This is a genomic window from Methylomonas fluvii, assembly GCF_014850975.1.
GTDB lineage: Bacteria > Pseudomonadota > Gammaproteobacteria > Methylococcales > Methylomonadaceae > Methylomonas > Methylomonas fluvii.
Genome location: NZ_JACXST010000004.1, coordinates 38,054 through 55,428 on the forward strand (window position 1 = coordinate 38,054; position 17,375 = coordinate 55,428).

13 protein-coding genes and 1 pseudogene are annotated in these 17,375 nt (G+C 49.4%); 11 read left to right on the top strand and 3 right to left on the bottom strand.

Annotated elements, in window-relative coordinates:
- The first annotated feature begins 18 nt into the window (after positions 1–18).
- Positions 19–600 carry a hypothetical protein gene (locus tag EBB_RS25510; RefSeq protein ID WP_192396502.1) on the top strand — a complete coding sequence of 194 codons (582 nt, stop codon included), beginning with the start codon at positions 19–21 and terminating at the stop codon, positions 598–600.
- Between the two features lie 81 nt (positions 601–681).
- Here EBB_RS25510 and EBB_RS25515 read toward each other — a convergent pair whose 3' ends face one another.
- Positions 682–3,747, bottom strand: coding sequence for a Tn3 family transposase (locus EBB_RS25515; protein ID WP_192396503.1), 3,066 nt, complete (start codon positions 3,745–3,747; stop codon positions 682–684).
- A gap of 155 nt (positions 3,748–3,902) precedes the next feature.
- Between EBB_RS25515 and EBB_RS25520 the strand changes: the two genes are divergently transcribed.
- The 9 genes and pseudogenes from EBB_RS25520 (at position 3,903) to EBB_RS25555 (ending at position 15,760) form a co-directional block, all read left to right on the top strand.
- Complete coding sequence (locus EBB_RS25520) at positions 3,903–4,535, top strand: recombinase family protein (protein ID WP_192396504.1); 633 nt, start codon at positions 3,903–3,905, stop codon at positions 4,533–4,535.
- A gap of 753 nt (positions 4,536–5,288) precedes the next feature.
- Positions 5,289–5,510: a hypothetical protein gene (locus tag EBB_RS25525; protein WP_192396505.1), complete on the top strand. Its 222-nt coding sequence runs from the start codon at positions 5,289–5,291 to the stop codon at positions 5,508–5,510.
- Between the two features lie 11 nt (positions 5,511–5,521).
- Positions 5,522–5,617, top strand: a pseudogene (locus tag EBB_RS26830) (DUF6531 domain-containing protein); the annotation flags it as partial.
- Positions 5,618–5,686: 69 nt separating this feature from the next.
- Entirely contained in the window at positions 5,687–9,496 is a 3,810-nt protein-coding gene (locus tag EBB_RS25530) for an RHS repeat-associated core domain-containing protein (RefSeq protein WP_192396506.1), read from the top strand.
- Entirely contained in the window at positions 9,474–9,893 is a 420-nt protein-coding gene (locus tag EBB_RS25535) for a hypothetical protein (protein WP_192396507.1), read from the top strand. The genes EBB_RS25530 and EBB_RS25535 overlap by 23 nt, the downstream gene beginning before the upstream one ends.
- Positions 9,894–10,406: 513 nt before the next feature.
- Positions 10,407–12,191, top strand: coding sequence for an argonaute/piwi family protein (locus EBB_RS25540; RefSeq protein WP_223146929.1), 1,785 nt, complete (start codon positions 10,407–10,409; stop codon positions 12,189–12,191).
- Entirely contained in the window at positions 12,179–13,348 is a 1,170-nt protein-coding gene (locus EBB_RS25545; RefSeq protein ID WP_192396508.1) for a PD-(D/E)XK nuclease domain-containing protein, read from the top strand. The genes EBB_RS25540 and EBB_RS25545 overlap by 13 nt, the downstream gene beginning before the upstream one ends.
- A 1,792-nt stretch (positions 13,349–15,140) precedes the next feature.
- Positions 15,141–15,506 carry a hypothetical protein gene (locus EBB_RS25550; protein ID WP_192396509.1) on the top strand — a complete coding sequence of 122 codons (366 nt, stop codon included), beginning with the start codon at positions 15,141–15,143 and terminating at the stop codon, positions 15,504–15,506.
- 38 nt (positions 15,507–15,544) lie between these two features.
- Positions 15,545–15,760 carry a hypothetical protein gene (locus EBB_RS25555; RefSeq protein WP_192396510.1) on the top strand — a complete coding sequence of 72 codons (216 nt, stop codon included), beginning with the start codon at positions 15,545–15,547 and terminating at the stop codon, positions 15,758–15,760.
- A 40-nt stretch (positions 15,761–15,800) separates the two neighbouring features.
- On the opposite strand, the gene EBB_RS25560 is transcribed toward EBB_RS25555, so the two are convergent.
- Complete coding sequence (locus tag EBB_RS25560) at positions 15,801–15,968, bottom strand: hypothetical protein (protein ID WP_165786297.1); 168 nt, start codon at positions 15,966–15,968, stop codon at positions 15,801–15,803.
- A 173-nt stretch (positions 15,969–16,141) separates the two neighbouring features.
- Positions 16,142–16,906, bottom strand: a complete 765-nt coding sequence (locus EBB_RS25565) for a hypothetical protein (protein WP_192396511.1) — start codon at positions 16,904–16,906, stop codon at positions 16,142–16,144.
- Positions 16,907–17,037: 131 nt separating this feature from the next.
- Between EBB_RS25565 and EBB_RS25570 the strand changes: the two genes are divergently transcribed.
- Complete coding sequence (locus EBB_RS25570; protein ID WP_165786298.1) at positions 17,038–17,274, top strand: hypothetical protein; 237 nt, start codon at positions 17,038–17,040, stop codon at positions 17,272–17,274.
- The last annotated feature ends 101 nt before the right edge of the window (positions 17,275–17,375 follow it).

Consider the following 17,375-nt stretch of genomic DNA (forward strand, 5'->3'; position numbering starts at 1 on the left):
AAATCAAAGGATTGAGTTTTGCCAGTATTCCTAAACGCATTCCCGCTAAAAATACCCGAAGTGGAGCTTGAAGCTCGCCAAGTCCCCTATGAAAAGGAAACGCTGGATGTCCTTCGCGCGAAGCACGGATCGACGCATTCATTCCGCCGTCAGGGCGACAAGATCCTGATCTTCTCGGGGAACAGCACATTCCCTTCATCTGGCGCACCAAACACAATCGTGCTCAAGGATAACCTTGGCATCTTCTGCTCGTTGGTCAAGGACGGACTGACACGACATCTCGCCGGACTAGGTCGCAATCCCTCGGGTTTCAATCCCATTGAGCTGGTAAGCGCCAAACCGGAAGACAATCTACTGATTCCGATTCTTGGAACTGAGTACCCGTTTAAGGTTTGCGCCAAATATACAATCAACACCCGCACTGTTCAAAACCATCCGACCCTCATCATTGATTGCACAACTCGCCGGGTAGCTAAAGAAAATGGACTGTTCTTCCTTAACGCTGGCTTCGACCTGATGGGCCGCTACGTTGTTACCCAGCAGGAGGACGGCTACAGAAAACTTCTGGGCTCAGTAAGCGCCTGTAACGGGTGCATTTAAACAAACGACACCAAAGTCCCACAGGATTTTTTTCAACGCCATAGCTGGCGTGGCTTTGAACCGATTTAGAGCTTCCCAATTTTAGTCCGGTTTTAAGTCAGGATTTTTGGGAACTGCCAAGCCCATCGAATCGACCATTCGCTCATCCGAGAAATCGAACTCCCCGTGCAGGTTGAAATGCTTCCAGGTGGCGACCGAGCCGTTACGAATCGCTTCGATCAATTCCGCCCGGCGCTTCTCGTTTTTCTCCGTAGCAAGCTCCTGTGAGAGATAGAGGTAATTCCAGCACACGGCAGCATTCTTGATCAGCCGCCGGCAAGCTTCGGCAATCTCCTGGTCTTCCTTTTCGCTTTGCATGAACTCCGAACTATGACCAAAAGAGACCGCCTTGGAAAATTTGTTCGAACTCTCGACCTTGTTGAGCTGTTTCTCGATTGCCTGCCTGAATTCAAGAATGTCACAGTATTTCAAAATGAAGAGCGACTTCGGAATTTTACCGAATTCCTTCAAGGCCCGGTATAGCGGGTGCTGCTTGGAATAGGAATTCAGGCGCTTGAAAAGCTGTGAGGCAGTTGCGATCTTCAATCGGATGGTTGCGATAAAGCGCAGAACATCATCCCATTGGTCCTCAAACTGGTTTTCTCGGATATAGTGGTCTGGCAGTAACAAGTATCCTTGTTCCTCGTAATGTTTACGGTGCTTAAAAGCATAGAGTTGCTGCCGACCAACGCCCTTGATTCTCGGAGCAAACTCAAAACCCAAGAGATAGGTTGACGCAAATATGACTTCTGAGTAGCCGTGCGTATCGGTCGAATGTATGTCGCTCTTGATGACATCGTTGTGCATCAGGCCATCGATCACGTAGTGGGCCTCACGTTCGGCGGAGCTGATCACCATGGAATGCCACATTAGACCGCGCATGTCGATAAACGTCACCGCGCTAGCACCCTTGTCTTTGCCTAAATATTTGAAAGAGTAATTGGCGTTAAGGGAATCCACGGCCACATCAATTTTCTGCCCATCGCTGGAGGTGTGCAGCAAATCGGACTGATTACGGTAGATGTTCGGCAAGTTCATCCGGTCGGTCAATCGCAGGATTCGATCATTGGCGCCCTGGACGTTCTGTAGCGAGAAGTACCAGTTGACCGCATTGTCCAACTCGCCATCATCGATCTGCTTGGAAATTTGCGCCAGTTTACGATGGCCAATATCACAGCCATAGCCGATAATGCCGGCAAAGAGAATTTTCTTGGGTGGTCTGGCTCGTTGATATTTGATCTGCCAATGCTCAAATTCGTCGAGAAAATTTGTGGCATGATCCACTGTCGCCAACATTTCAAGCATGGAAATATATTTCCGTTCCGGGAAGAAGGTTCCAAGAGACAAGCATTCCACCTCTTCCTGTTTCGGGGTGCTCACATGGAAGCTGCCATCAGGTCGTATTGTCAGGTAAGGATTTTTGCCATCTATCAAGTTCTGGTTGGTTTCCTTATACCGGGCATCAAGCTCTTTTTCCAAAGCTTTTAAGGTGGCCTTGCAGTCGGCAAAGCCTTCGAGCCGAGCGCGTTGCAGATATTCGGCACGGTTCACTTCCCAATCCGCCTTCTGGATCATGTATTCATCGAGAGAGCGGAATTTTTCAGAGTGCAGCAGATTCAACGCACCGGACTTGATGGCTTCTGCGACCTCGACAAAGAACAACGCCTTGTACAACGATACGCGAAATTTGCCATCGGTAGAGGTCAGTGCCACGCGCTGATCCTCGACCAGAAAGTCCACGGGAGCGCTCTTGTCTACATTGCCGTCCTTTTGCTGGTAATGGCATAATGCAGTCCACAATGCTGGCTTGCTACAGTTCGGCGCAAACTGCACCTGGCGCACAATGTCAGCAACGCGGTGTTGCAATTTGAGTGAACGTGTTTCCAATAACGCAAAGTAGTCTTGGCCCTGCTGAATCTTTACCGCAGATTGCTTGAACTCGTCGATTTGCTGTTCGACCTGTGCTGGCTTGGTCGGTTTATCATTCAGCACGCCGTCGATTAAAACAACTTTCTGACTGTCGTTTAGTTTCGCATCGGCGACGATAGTTCTGATTGCTGATAGTGTCGCTTGGACATTTTGCCGAAATTGCTCAACTAGTGTGGCGAAGGACTGGTTACGCTGATCGCGTTCTCGGAAATAGACCTCCTTTTGTTCTTTCTCTGCGGCATTGACCGCCGCTTGCACCGCGCTTAACAGGGTATCAATCAAAAGATCGTTCAGCTTGAAGGTCTGATACACAATAAAGGCAATCAGGTGCAGGAAGCGGTCTTCGTCTGCTCGGCGCGAAACCTGGGGAATCTGGGCCTTGATGACCGAATAGGCGTAGTAGCGGATGCTTTCGTAGCTCAAGTTGAGACGCTGCACTACCGGCATGAGATCAAGATACAGTGTCTGCACGGTATCCAGATCCACCAAATTGGCTCTAATTTTCGCTGGCCGGGTCGATTGGTTGGGTTTTTTCAGCAAGGTGAGGCGGTAACGCCAACCCTCTTCAGTGCTGTTACTGGGTTCTTTTTCCAGCAAAGTGTCGAGATTGGTACGTTGATTTTCTGTGAGGCAGGTCTCGATGATTTTGTTGAGGGTGCGTTGGTGGTTGTTTAGAGCTGCTACGATCAGGTCGGCCAGCGCATTGTAGCTGGGGATCGCAATTTTCTTAACGGTCAGCACCTGAATGATTTCCAGTAGAACCAGCTTGGGCCGGAACTGGACACGGATCAGTGCGGCTATCTCATTAGTAATGATGGTCTTCGCTGCTTCGTCGAACGGGCAATAACCGAAGTAGCTTAGGATCGCTCGCTGATGACGGGCATAGGTTTCCTTGCTATAAGACTTGATGAAAACCTCAGATGGATCAACGCCGATTTGACGGGCGACATACTCAATATCTGTCTGGTGGAACTGTCGGGCAAAGAATTTGCGCCGCGCCTTGAAGTAGCCTGCCACTACTAGAAAACAGACTTTATTAATAGGTGTCCTCAAGTTCACCATTGAATCTTCTAGCAACAAAGGCAAGGAGAAAAACCGTTTGCGTTCAGCGCTGTTGAACACCGGTGGAGATTCGAATGCTTCCTCCTCCAGGGTGTTGAAAATTTTCATTCTTGCCATGGGGCGAGCTCACTAGATGAAAAATGTACAGAAATTCTTTATACTTTAAACGATCATATATACGATAAGAATAATTAGATGAAAATGCTTGATATTTCTATCTATATCCTTCTCTTATAAGTTGAAATTTACAGTATTCATCGAATGGCGTAACCATGGCGATTAAAGTGGCTCCTGCAACGCGTAAAACAGTCGCTTATCTGCGAGTTTCGACACTCGACCAGGATCTTGAGAAGAATAAGTCGGATATTCTGCACTTTGCCAACCATCACGATTTGGGTAAGGTGAATTTCGTCGAGGAAATTGCTTCTGGACGAAAGCCCTGGCGGGAACGTCAAATCGCACAGGTGTTAGAAGAATTGCAGAGCGGTGATGCCATAATTGTGGCTGAACTTTCGAGATTGGGCCGCAGCATGCTGGAATGCATGGAAATTCTGGCTCTCGCTACCCGCAAAGGTATCCGGGTCTATTCGGTGAAGGGAAGTTGGCAACTGGACGACAGCATCCAGAGTAAGATCATTGCACTGGCTTTTTCAATGGCGGCAGAGATTGAACGCGATCTGATTTCGCAACGAACTAAGGAAGCACTACGCTTCAAAAAAGCACAAGGTCTCACGCTCGGTCGTCCCAAAGGGCCTGGCAAAAGCAAGTTAGATACATTCCGACCGGAAATCGAGAGTCTACTGGCGAATGGTTCTACACAGAGATTCATCGCGCAGCGTTACCACACCACAGAAGCAAATCTCCACAACTGGCTCAAGAAAAATGGGCTGAAGGTTATCAAATGAACCCCATTGTTTAATCACTCAGAAATAGGGAATATCAAGATTGAGTGAGCCAAGAAGCTGCTGGAAAAATGACGTACAGCTACGTAATGTTGCCAAAAACCCGAGAGTGTCCGTGCCGACACTCTATGGCTGGTTCCGACGTCAATACTTCCCTATCCAGAAGCGCTCATCTTCATCCAGTAATGGTTTCTAAGTTTGTTGGGCTAACTGAAATGCTGATCCAATCAGGCCGAGTGTAGATTCGGTCACAAAAAACAGTTATTAGCCTCTGTCCCCATTCATGCGTTAGGTTTTTTACGGCTATGCTGAGCGGACTATAAATAGTTGGGACTGGATATTCTGCTTCCTAAAACGGCTCAGATACAAGGCTGTTGTCTGAATTCGGCCGGACACCCGGCAGAAAGCTGTGGGTGGTAAGCGCTATTGGTGATCGCTTGACACAAAATTGTTGGAAATATTTTTGGATAAATATGAGCAGAAAACACAACAAAATATTGCCCGTAGCTTATGTTACTCGGTGGATTCATAACGTAAACCATTCTATTTTGATGGTCACAGCTTTGATTCTGGCAATAATGTTGCCAACACCTGGATTAGCAACCTACCCCGCTACCATTGTGAACTGGTACGATTATGGCTACGCTCCCGGCAAGCTTTCTATGCCGCCCTCTGGAAATGGGCGTATAGCTGATTGGCACACCAGATGGCCGGGTCATTCAGACATGTATTTAAGCCCCGCTCAATGTTCTTATTATGGACAAGGACTTATTATTAATTGCTCAAGTACTGGATGTGGAGGGGGATTTGCGTGCAGAGCAGATCTTTCATGTCCTGATGGTTCCGCACCAAATTACGCTAATGGGACGTGCGCCGGGGTCAATTACCAAAAGAGTGCGGGCGAAAATAGTGGCTGCGCCAGTAGAGTTGGAAATCCATGTGATGCCGCAACAGGAAATAAATATCAAAAAGACGTAGACTTTTCGAATGAAAATATTGGGTTATCTTTCAAGCGTCACTATAACAGTATTCAGCAATTACGGAATACTAATAGCATAGGCTACGGTTGGAGTCATCAACTAGCCGCCAGCCTGGAAATACTGCCCGGCAAGATTTTTATCCATCAGGCGGATGGCCGCGCCGAATGGTTTGTTTTGAGCAACGGCCTCTGGCAAGGCGATACTGATAGCCTGTTAAGACTGACGCAAGACGCTAGCGGCTACACCCTAACCGATCAACTGGGTGCGGTGGAACGCTATAACGCCGCCGGTCGCATTGTGACTCGTACTGAACTCAATGGGCAAACCACCTCGTACAGCTACGACAGCAATCAACGCCTGAGCGGTGTCACCGGCCCCTTCGGCCACAGCCTGCAACTGGCTTACGATACCGCCAACCGGATCAGCAGCGTCATCTACCCAGACGGCTTGAGTAGCCAATATCAATACGATAGTCAGGGCAACCTGAACAAAGTGATCTATCAGGATGGCAGCTTCAAACTTTACCATTACGAAAACACCACCTTCCCGCATGCCCTGACCGGCATCACCGACGAAAACGGCAACCGCTACGCGACTTGGAGCTACGACAGCCAAGGCCGCGCCAATTTATCCAAACACGCTGACGGCGTTGAACAAGTGGCGCTGACCTATAACAGCGACGGCAGCACCGATGTCGTCGATAGTTTCAATGCCAGTCGGCATTACACGTTTCAAACAATTTTAAATGTTCAGAAGCTGACCGGTATTAGCCAGCCCGCCGGTGCCGGTAGTGTTGCGGCAACCCGTACCCAAAGTTATGACGCCAACGGCAACCTCGCCAGCCACACCGACTTCAACGGCAACCTCAGCTGCTATGCCTACGATCTAACCCGCAACCTGGAAACCACTCGCATCGAAGGCCTGGCGTCCGGTTCAAGCTGCCCGGCCAATCTGAGTACTTACACGCCTGCACCGAACAGCATCGAACGCAAAATTAGCAGCCAGTGGCATGCCAGCTACCGCTTGCCGACGCAAATCGATCAAGCCGGCCAACGCATCAACTTGACTTACGACGCCGCCGGCAATCTGCTGAACAAAACCATCCTGGACACGGCCAGCCAACAAAGCCGCACCTGGACCTGGACCTACAACAATCTCGGCCAAATTCTGACCGCCGACGGCCCGCGCACCGATGTCAGCGACGTTACCACTTACACTTATTACGCCGACAGCACCGCCAGCCACAAACCCGGCGACTTGTGGAAAATGACTAATGCCTTGGGCCATGTCACCACTTTCAACAGCTACGACGCCAACGGACGGCCATTAAGCATCGCCGATCCCAACGGTCTGGTCATCAGCCTAAGCTACGATGCCCGAGGCCGGCTGACGCAAAAAACCGTCGACGGCAACAGCACCCAATACACTTACGACGCCGTCGGCAACCTGACCAAAGTGACCCTGCCCACCGGCGTGTTTATCAACTACAGCTACGATGCCGCGCACCGCCTGACCGACATCACCGATGCCCTGGGCGGCAAACTTCATTACACGCTGGATGCGATGGGGAACCGCACCAAAGAAGACATTCTCGACAGCAGCGGTGCCGTGGTTAAAACCCGCAGTCGCGTCTACGACGCCTTGAACCGCCTGGCCCAAGACATCGGCGCTTACAACCAGACCAGCCAATACCAATACGATGCCAACGGTAACCTGACCAAACTGACCGACGCCAACGGCCACGCCACTCTCAGCCAATACGACAGCCTCAACCGGCTGATTCGCAACAGCGACGCCCTAAATGGTCAGACCGATTATTTCTATGACGCACACGATCAATTGACCCAAGTCACCGATCCACGAGGATTGATGACCAACAGCCTCCGCAACGGCTTCGGCGATAGGGTCCAATTGGTTTCGCCTGACACAGGTAATCATGACTACGGATACGATGCGACCGGCAATCTTATCTCCGCCACCGATGCCGATGGCGTGGTCACGAGTTATGACTACGACAGCATCAACCGACCGATACGCATTCAGCGCGCCAAAGCCGGTTCGGTGACCGAATCCGCCACCTTGCAATACGATCAAGGCATCAATGGACTGGGACGATTAACCGGTATCGCGTCCAACGACGACGGCGGAAGCTCTGCCTGGCGCTATGACCTGAACGGACGGCTTATCGAACAGCAGACTGGCGGACCGATTTTTTCCTTGCAACGCCAATACGATGCCGACGGTCGGGTGAGCAGCCTGACCTATCCTTCCGGACGCGTCGTGGCCTATCATTACGACGCCGCCGGTCGGATTAGTCAAATCGACGTGGATGGCGTACCGACCGTTACCGGCATCACCTGGCAAGCCTTAGGCAGTGTGCAAGGCTGGACTTGGGCCGGCAGCGGCATTCGTTATAACCGCGATTACGATCTCACCGGTCGCATCACCACCGTAACCCTAGGCGACCACACCCGCAATCTGGTTTGGAATGGCAACAACCGAATCAGCCAAAGCAGCGATGAGGCCATTGCCACGCCTGGCACCCCGACGAACCCACAGAGTTTCGGCTACGACGAACTGGATCGCTTGAACCAATACCAATCCTCCGCCACGCATCACGACTACGGTTACGACGCGGACGGCAACCGTATTAGCAAAACCGTTGATGGAGGGCGTATCGACAATCGCTACGAAGCGGTCAGTAACCGCCTCTCGGCCAGCGCCACGCAACATTATCAATACGATGCGGTGGGGCGTGTCGTCAGCGATGGCGTCAACCAATACCGTTACAACAACGCCGGACGCTTAGTTGAAGTTATCAATAGCCTTAGCCGCACCTGGTATTACTACAACGGCCTGGGTCAGCGTAGCGGCAAATGGCGTAGCCGCCCGACCGATTTGGCCGGCGATGCCAATCACGACGGCAGAATCAACCTAATCGATTACCGTAGAACCGTCGTCATCGCCAAGGGTAGCTATGTGCAGGATTTGGCCGCCGATTGCAATCGCGACAATGTCGTCACCATGGTGGATGTTAATTGCGTCAGAGACAAATACAGCCAGATCACCACGGATCCTCAGGCCTTCACCCATTATATTTACGATCCGGCCGGCCACTTGAGCGGCGAATATCGTCAGCTGGGCGACCCGATCCAGGAAACCGTCTATCTTGGCGATACGCCGGTCTTGATCATGATGCAGGACGCCAACGCCACAGCCCTCTATACTATTGATACAGACCACCTCGATACACCTCGCGTCATCAAAAATAACGCCGGCGCCATCGTCTGGCGTTGGGATCAGTCCGAGCCCTTTGGCATCAGTCAGCCTAACAGTAACCCCAGTGGGCTGGGCACGTTTACCTATAACTTGAGATTTCCCGGTCAATATTACGACCAGGAAACCGGATTGCATTACAACATGGAACGCTATTACCATCCGGGGCAGGGGCGCTATCTTCAGTCTGATCCGATTGGGTTGGCGGGGGGCATTAATACTTATACCTATGTGGGGAATAATCCTTTACTTTACACTGATAGGTATGGGTTAAGAGCCAACATTGATACATATCGAACACCAGATGAAGCTGCTGTTGTAGCATTGTTGGAAATCAATGCTCAATCTATATCAGAAAATAGAGAATATAGTGGGTCGGTATATAAAATAGATGGTGAAAGTCTTTATAGGTATACCGAAACAAAAGTCGGTGACAGTGAAAGCTCTCCACTGTTACATGATGTGCCAGGCAATGTCGAGTATTCAATTGTAGAGCTTTTTCATACACACGCGGGTTTTGATCCAAAATTTGTAATCAATGGTGAGAATCGTAATAATATATTCTCTCCAGAGGACATAATTGCATCTAGGGATATTATTCACAAACCAAATGTAATGATAAATCCAGATTGGAATATTCAAAAATATGATCCTAAGACAGCAAAATATGGAAGGAAGGGTAAAAATGTCCCATTTTGCAAAAAATAATTTTCTTGTGTTATTGATGTGTTTGGTTTTTGTCTCGACACCTGTCTTATGTGAGTTAAAAGCATTTGATGTTAACGATAGAATAAGTGATCAACTTAAAAAAGATGAATTAAATGCATATCTTATTGCTTTGAATATGTTTTCAGAACAGATTCACAATAAATTTTTGCAAGAAGATATAAGGAAGTATGGCGAAAATAGTTACTCAGTATATGCGGCTAATAAAAGCAACTATACAGTGACGATAAGAAAGTTAAAAAAAACACCAAGATTTATAGTTGAATTTAAAATAAAAAATCCAGAGCAATTTGGTGGTATTTTGGGAAGTGGTGGCAAGAAAAAATACGTCGTTGATATCAAGAGCAATAAAGTAAAAAGAATATATTCTGGAAAATAAGGCCGTAAGGCGAAACCTTTGAGGGGTTCCGCATCGTGGACTTACGGGGTCAAGGGGTCAGGTCTTGGTTGCGGCTGGGCAATGCTGCACATTCTAGCGGGTGAGAACCCCGCCCCAGTAACCGCTAGCCACGGGCTGGGTATCGAGCCTTGCAGGCGAACTGGTAACAGTGCGCTTGATGCGTAGGCACGAAAGCAGGCGAGGAGCAATGGTAACAGGTAATGCTGACCGTGAAGGTGTAGAGTCCCGAAATGACCGCATTGGAAAGGGCCGATGGTATCAAGACGCCAGCAGGCAACAACGCGATAACGTGCGTTAAACCGGATGGCCGATAGGATGCAGCCGTCAGGCGCATCTGTCGAGTGATCCAGCCCAAAACCAGGCCGCCGAACTCTGCCTTCGGAGGCCTATCTTTCCACCCCGAAAACCCGAAGCCAGCAATCGCTAAGCCGTCCCTTCCTGCGTCCAATTCTACATCCCGGCCACTCTCTCACCGGACACCCCATTCTGGGCATGACCGCTTTTCGCTTTTCTATGGGCCTTTTTAGGCTAAAAATTGATTCAAAATTGACTGCGCTTCGACGCTTTTTTGACACACCTATACCGTTTAATACCCTGCCACCGATCAAAATCCTATGGGACTTTGGTGTCGTTTGTTTAAATGCACCCTGTAACGGTGAAACACTCCATATCACGCGGCCTGACGGACAATCCATCCAGATCGAAGCAAAAGACGTTTACCTTGAAGCCAACCGGACAAACTTCGACGACTACATTCTGCATACCCACGGTGCGGAGAAGGACTCAATCCTCGAACGTATACGGCAAGCCGTTTCCGCATTCAATGGCGGTGAGAACAAGAAAGTCCGCATAGATAAGCTTAAGAAGTACATACAATCAAACACAATTCCGCTGATCGATGGAACGCGCATCGAGATCGAGGATTCACCCGACATACAAAAGGACTGCGGACAAATGCAGAAGCCGGTGTTCGTCTTCAACGATAACGGCCAAGCAGATTGGACTGAGAAGGGGCTGACACAGAGCGGCCCTTATACTAAGCGCACCTTCGATAGGAACGACCCGTCGATCTGCGTGATCTGTGCCCAACACGACAAAGGACGAGTCGAGCAGTTCATTCGCAAGCTTTTGAAAGGAATATCGAACAGCAAGTATTTCAGTAATGGTCTTGAAGGCAAGTTCGCGCTCGGAACTAGCCGTGTTGAAGTGTTCACGACAGCCACCGATAGCGTTGAGGGTTACAAGAACGCTATCGAGGCGGCGATCCGCAAGAAAACCGAGGACGGTGGGCGCTGGGACCTGGCCCTCGTTCAGGTCCGGCAGTCTTTCAAGAAACTTGAGGTCACAGAGAATCCGTATTATCTCGTGAAAAGCCTTTTCTTTACGCATCAGGTTCCGGTGCAGGACTTTACGATAGAGCTTCTTTTGCAGCGTGACAATACGCTGGGATACTCGCTCAACAATATGGCATTGGCTTGCTACGCGAAGATGGGCGGCGTCCCTTGGCTTCTCAAATCCTCGCCGACTCTCTCACACGAACTCGTGATTGGCATCGGCAGTGCGAATATCGGGCAGGAGCGTGGCGCCGACAATCAGCGAATCATGGGTATCACCACCGTCTTTTCCGGAGACGGCAGCTACATCGTCTCGAATACCTCAAAGGCGGTCGTACCGGAAGCCTACTGCGAAGCATTGACCGCTGTGCTTGGAGAGACGATAGAAAAAATTCAAAAGCGGATGAACTGGCAGAAAGGAGATACGATCCGCCTGATCTTTCATGCGCAGATCAAGAAGTTCAACAAGGAAGAGATCGAAGCCGTCCGCGCCGTGATCGACAAATACCGTGAGTATCAGATTGAATACACCTTCCTGAAAATCTCGGAGGATCATGGCCTGCATATGTTTGACTCCGCGACTGCCGGCGTGCAGAAGGGACGGCTGGCTCCAATGCGCGGTAGGATGTTTAAGCTTTCTAAACACGAGATGCTTATCTATCTGATCGGCCAGCGCGAACTACGACAAGATACAGATGGACATCCGCGCGGCTTGATCCTTGATGTTCACAAGGACTCGACCTTCAAGGACATCAAATATTTGAGCGCCCAGCTCTTCAGCTTTGCTTCGCATTCGTGGCGTAGTTACTTTCCTAATCCGATGCCGGTGACTATTAGCTATTCTGACCTGATCGCCCGGAATCTCGGATGGCTTAATCAACTTCCGGGCTGGAGTGACTCGGTGATGATCGGGAAGATCGGGCAGTCCCAATGGTTTCTATAGAGAAGGAAAATGCGTACCAGTTACGCGAGTATCTGCACCACAAGGTGAGCGAGAGTGCGCACCCCGATCCCTTCAAATCCTCATTCCTGCATTTTCTGGGAATGTCGAAGGACGGGGCTCCATCCTTCGATTTTGCGATGCTCTCCTTGTATCAACGATGCACGATTGCGGGCCTCGGTGTTCTGGATGAATCCGTTTCGAGCCAGGATGTCTCCCGCCTACTCGGCCAAGCCGCCAAGATCGACTCCACGCCTCGCCCGTGGGTTTCCGATATGTTCGGCGTCATGGCGGTTAAGTGGCTGGTAGAGCAGATGAAAGACGTGCGCATCGCCCGTGAGTTCGAGAACTGGATTTCAGGGTTTTTGGCTCAGCAGGCCAGTGGTGACCACTTTAACCTTTTCGAGAAAGATATCGCGGCGTATGTCCGCAACACCGAGTCAGCTGTCCATGTGACTGCTTGCGTACCGCTCTTTCTTCACTATCGGAAGATACAGCGAATTGACGATCATCAGATCCGCCTTTCTCTGATTAGTCGCTTCATGGCCGAGTTCCGGGCGCAGGCGCAAGAATACGCTTCGACGGCACTGTTGAGTCTGATGGTTTACGTCTTCGATCAGGTCAATCAGGACGTGGCCGTGGTGCCGCCTAAGGGTTGGAGCATCGACGACCTTATAGGATTTCTGGAGCATATCCCCGTCGGCCTCAAGCGCTGGACATGGGAATACGCGGGGCGCACGAAAGGCGCCGAACCTATCAAGTGGCAGGTAGAAAACGAGTATCACGTCCAGAACCTTCTCTATGTCCTACTCGCGCCGATCTTCAACGACATCGCGGACGAAGTGAATCTTCAGCCCGTGGGGCAGAAGAATCCGCGCATTGATCTTTACCTGCCGTCGCTGCATACGATCATCGAGGTCAAATATCGGAAAGACGTGAAGAAGTCCTTCCAGACGCTCATTGGCGAGATTGCCGAAGATGCGTCTCTCTATCGCGTCGACGCGAAATACGAGGATGCGCGGATCGTCAGCTTCCTGTGGGATTGCACGCGTTCGACGCAGGAGCATGCAAAGTTCAAGGAAGGCGTCTTGAAGATGAAAGGAATCGACGGATGTGTCGTGGTCAGCGCACCCTCGACAATGAATGAACGGTCCAGTTAGAAAACTGAACGCAAAAATAACTGCGGCTGTGGATTGCAGGTTGCTAAACCACTGAGTGCGAAATATTGCAAATTTAATCGCACAAAAACCGAGATTTTTCAAGTTTTGTGGCGAAAAGTGTGTCAAATTAGTGAAAAACTAATGACACAAATTATGAAAAAATCCGAGTGCATGTGGTTCTTAGAACGAGAATGATAGGCATGTTCGTAACTGTGCTGGCTTGACCGGCCAGCCAGTTGCACCCTAAATTGATGTGTTTATAGCGTTGATAGTTAATCGGTGACCGTAAGGATTCGTGCGAAAATTGGCAATAGCGTCTAAGCTAATTTCATTAGCCCTTCGTTGCCGTAGAGGCTTTTTGCGTATTCGAGTACAACCAGTTCCGATTTCACTCAGGCCATCGATTCCGATAGGAATTCACCGGTAGAGAATGTTGGCTTTTGAGGGTGGCGAATTGTCGCGACCGACCCGTTGCCGGCTTTCCCCTAACGTGATTCAATGACGGCAATTGGACCATACACCCACACCCACATGTATTTAAGTCGACAGGACACGATTCCATGAAACTAGGCGCTGCTGCACTTTCGCTTCTTACTTTGGTGCAAGTTGCTCACGCACAAATGGACTGTTCACCACTAGATCCACGAGCCGAGGTCAATCAACGCAGTGCCGCCGAACTTCAAGCTACAGCGGACACGGCCTTCAAAATTGCCAAGGCTACAGGAACGCTCAAAGGCTCGGCTGAAACAACAATTCTCGCTGTACCTCCCAGCGCAAGTGCGACAGAACTGTCTCTGCTGCAGATGCGAAGTCTGTACTTATTCTGCGGAATGGTTGCAAACGCGAATGATCTCAATACTCAGCAAAAGTTTGGTCTATACAAGGAACTCCTGAACGTTCAGCAACAGGTCAAACTCAAAGTAAACGATTCAGTGGCGAACCCACTCGTGTCTCGCTCTGAGACGCCGAGCAGCCCCCCTAGCAACCCTCATCGATATGGTGAGACGTCCCTCACTCCGACGCGCGATGATGTCCTAAACGCGGGTTTTGGCAAGGAATACTGTGCTATTCCACCAGGCGCTTCGCATGTACAGAACTGCTACGACACAAAGGAACAGTGTCAGCAACAGAATCCGCATTTGGTTCCGTATTGTGTAGATCGGCCGTCCATGATGCATTGTGTTCGGGAGCCTCGATCAGATCACGCCCCAATGGGTATTACGTGTTTCTCAGAGACTGATGGTTGCGCTGCTAACGAGAATGGACGTGCCGGATGGAAAACAGGCCCATGCAAAGCATTCGCTCTCTAGGGGCATAGCGCCTGTGAGACCTAAGCTCTGGGTCGAGGCGAGACCCAACGACATATTGCACTCGACACGTGTCGTGTGAGTTGCGTCTAATTTGTTTGGCTCTACCGGCATTGCTTAGGGGCTTTTGGGTTTACTATAAGGGGTTGTAAGCCGGAACCCCAGAAAATTTTGTCACGCTTAATAAACCTATTTTGCGTATTCCAGCAACCAGTTCCGATTCCACTCAGGCCATCGATTCCGATACGAATCCAGCAGTAGCGATGGAAGTGGCGAATTGTTGCAATCGACCCTAAACTGCCCGTGACTTAGCCAAAGTTAATGACGGCAATTCATCCGCAATCAGCCAATCCATACTATTCTCGCACCCCATGTTCAGCTTCAAAAGCTTTCAGAACTAACTGAAATGGAGTATGACGAAGATCACAGTTAACAATGATTTTTTGCACTAGTATTTCGAAAGTTTAATTCCGTTAGGATAACAAATGAGTTACGAAGTTTTAGCTTTGGCTTGCGAGCAATTACCTTATCGAGACAAGCTACGTCTTGCCCAGTTGCTAATACAGTTAGCAAGAAAAGAGGAAGAAGAGCTTCATCCGGAAAAAAGAGTACAAGAACCGAAAAAATCTGAAAACACTAATAGCAAAGAACAAAATAACGATACCTTGGCTTATGTAGTAGAAAGGCTTTTAAAGTCTAAGCCACAAAAAAAGGCCGCACTACTAAATTTTATCAAAGCAATGTATCAATATAAGGGAGCACTTTCAGATGCTGATGCCGAAAAAATAATTAATGAGTTACAAAAAGGAAAAGTAATTAAAATTGATGGTTTAAAGATAACGTATTTGTAAATTAGGCCGAATTCGTTAGAACAGATTAGGAGAACAAAATGGGCGATTGGGATTTTCTTCACGAAATGAGGGATCGTGGATATAGCCAAGAAGATATTACTGGAGCTATGGCCTGTGGCTATGCGCCTTGGGAGGGGGAAGGGATAGCCAAGCAAGAAAGGAAAGCTAAGTGGGAGGAATTGAAATCCCAAAGGGACTCAGGAGAAATATCACCCGCAGAGTTCAAAAAGCGAAAGATAGAGCTCTTCAAATAGCGCTTCAACTCTTCATTTTCTTCGTAGTTGCTATCTGGCTTTATGTTTCCGCATCAAGCCAGCACACCCAAGTTTGGGCAAAGTCCTCGATCTTATTGATAACCAAGTCTTCCTGTCGTTCTATTCCCGATAGGATTAAGCGTTCACGCGTCAATTCAACCAACTGAGCGTCTCGCAAGGCCGGTAATAGCTCGTTGCTATTTTCCATCGCCCGGTACCTGGCGACTCTGGTGTATCGGTTTAATACGTTATCGCGTTCTTCGTGCACAGTGAGCCATCCGACCGGCGCAGGCTTAAATGCGAACTGATGTTTTGGGAGTGGCCTGCCACGTTCACGTAAGCAATGTATTCGGACGCGCATTGAATTTGGTTATGCCTTATTTATATAAAGCAGGCGTTGACAGTTGCAACCACTTCCTCAAATATTGCCGTTTTCTTTTTTACAATAGCGGATTCCGGGGTTTCCTGCCCTACGTATAAATCGGCCTGCATCAACATTTCTTGTTCCCCGGCCTTGATCATGACAATCCGCCCCAGCTCCCCCAGTGTTTTATGATCGAAGACATAGCAAAGCCCTCTATGGTCATAGCCACTGGAAGCGGTGACATGAGGCGGTAAATCCTCAGGACGCAACTGCCTTAACCCTGGCCGTATTGGTACTCCCTCTGCAAGCCATTGCCTTTTTGCCTGTTGGTGTTTGGTTTTCCCCAGCGTCTCAAGCCCTTTTTTTATCTTCTTGGGATTTGGCGTATGCTCTATTGGGGGTAGGTTCCGTTGTATTCCGTTTTTCTCTTCTTGGGTTCCCCTGTCCATAACCTCCCCCAGAAGATCGGCGATATTTTTGGCATCATGGAATAACCGCTGCTTTTCGTCATGCGCAAAGTGTTGTCCTAGCCCCTTACTCAGCATGACCTCAAATTCTCCGGTAACCAGAAAATTGCCATCCATAATGGTATTACTCACACTGAGGTGTCTGTATCGCAAAAGTGTTTCGCAACAGGCATGGACGAGCGGTTTCATTTTCTCATCGATATCGGGGTACATATCTTCGGCAATCGCCTCATTCAAAACAAAGTCGATGGCATGACCGCGTAATTCAAAGCGGAATAAAAAAATGGATACGTCATTCCCAGCTATATTTTTCAAAATCGCCTCATCTTAACGCGGCTTGTGATGATAGTGGCGATTCTAAGCCAGAACCCCAGAAATGTCGTTTTTCTCAGTGCAGAATACTGGCTCTATAAAACAATGTTCGATTGACTTATTTTTTGATGGGTATGACGAACCGTATAGAAAACGACTTACCGGTACTCTTCAAGCCAGTGGGTATGGGCATTTCTTCCGCCAATTCGCCGAGCAAGCCGTTTAATATCATCGATACCGAACTGACGCAAGGAAGGTCGGCGCCTACCATTCGCATCGGCAGCATCACAGGCCAGATTCCACGCCTGACCACGCTCCCGACGCAACGCTGTCAATCCTTCAATCAGCAGTTTGCGCTCATCGTCGCTTAAATCGGCAATTGGCTCAGGTTTGTCCATAACATATACCTCCACGGCAGGCAGTACCGACATGTTTCCGCCGCTGTCAATTCATTCGGTTCCTGGCCAATGCT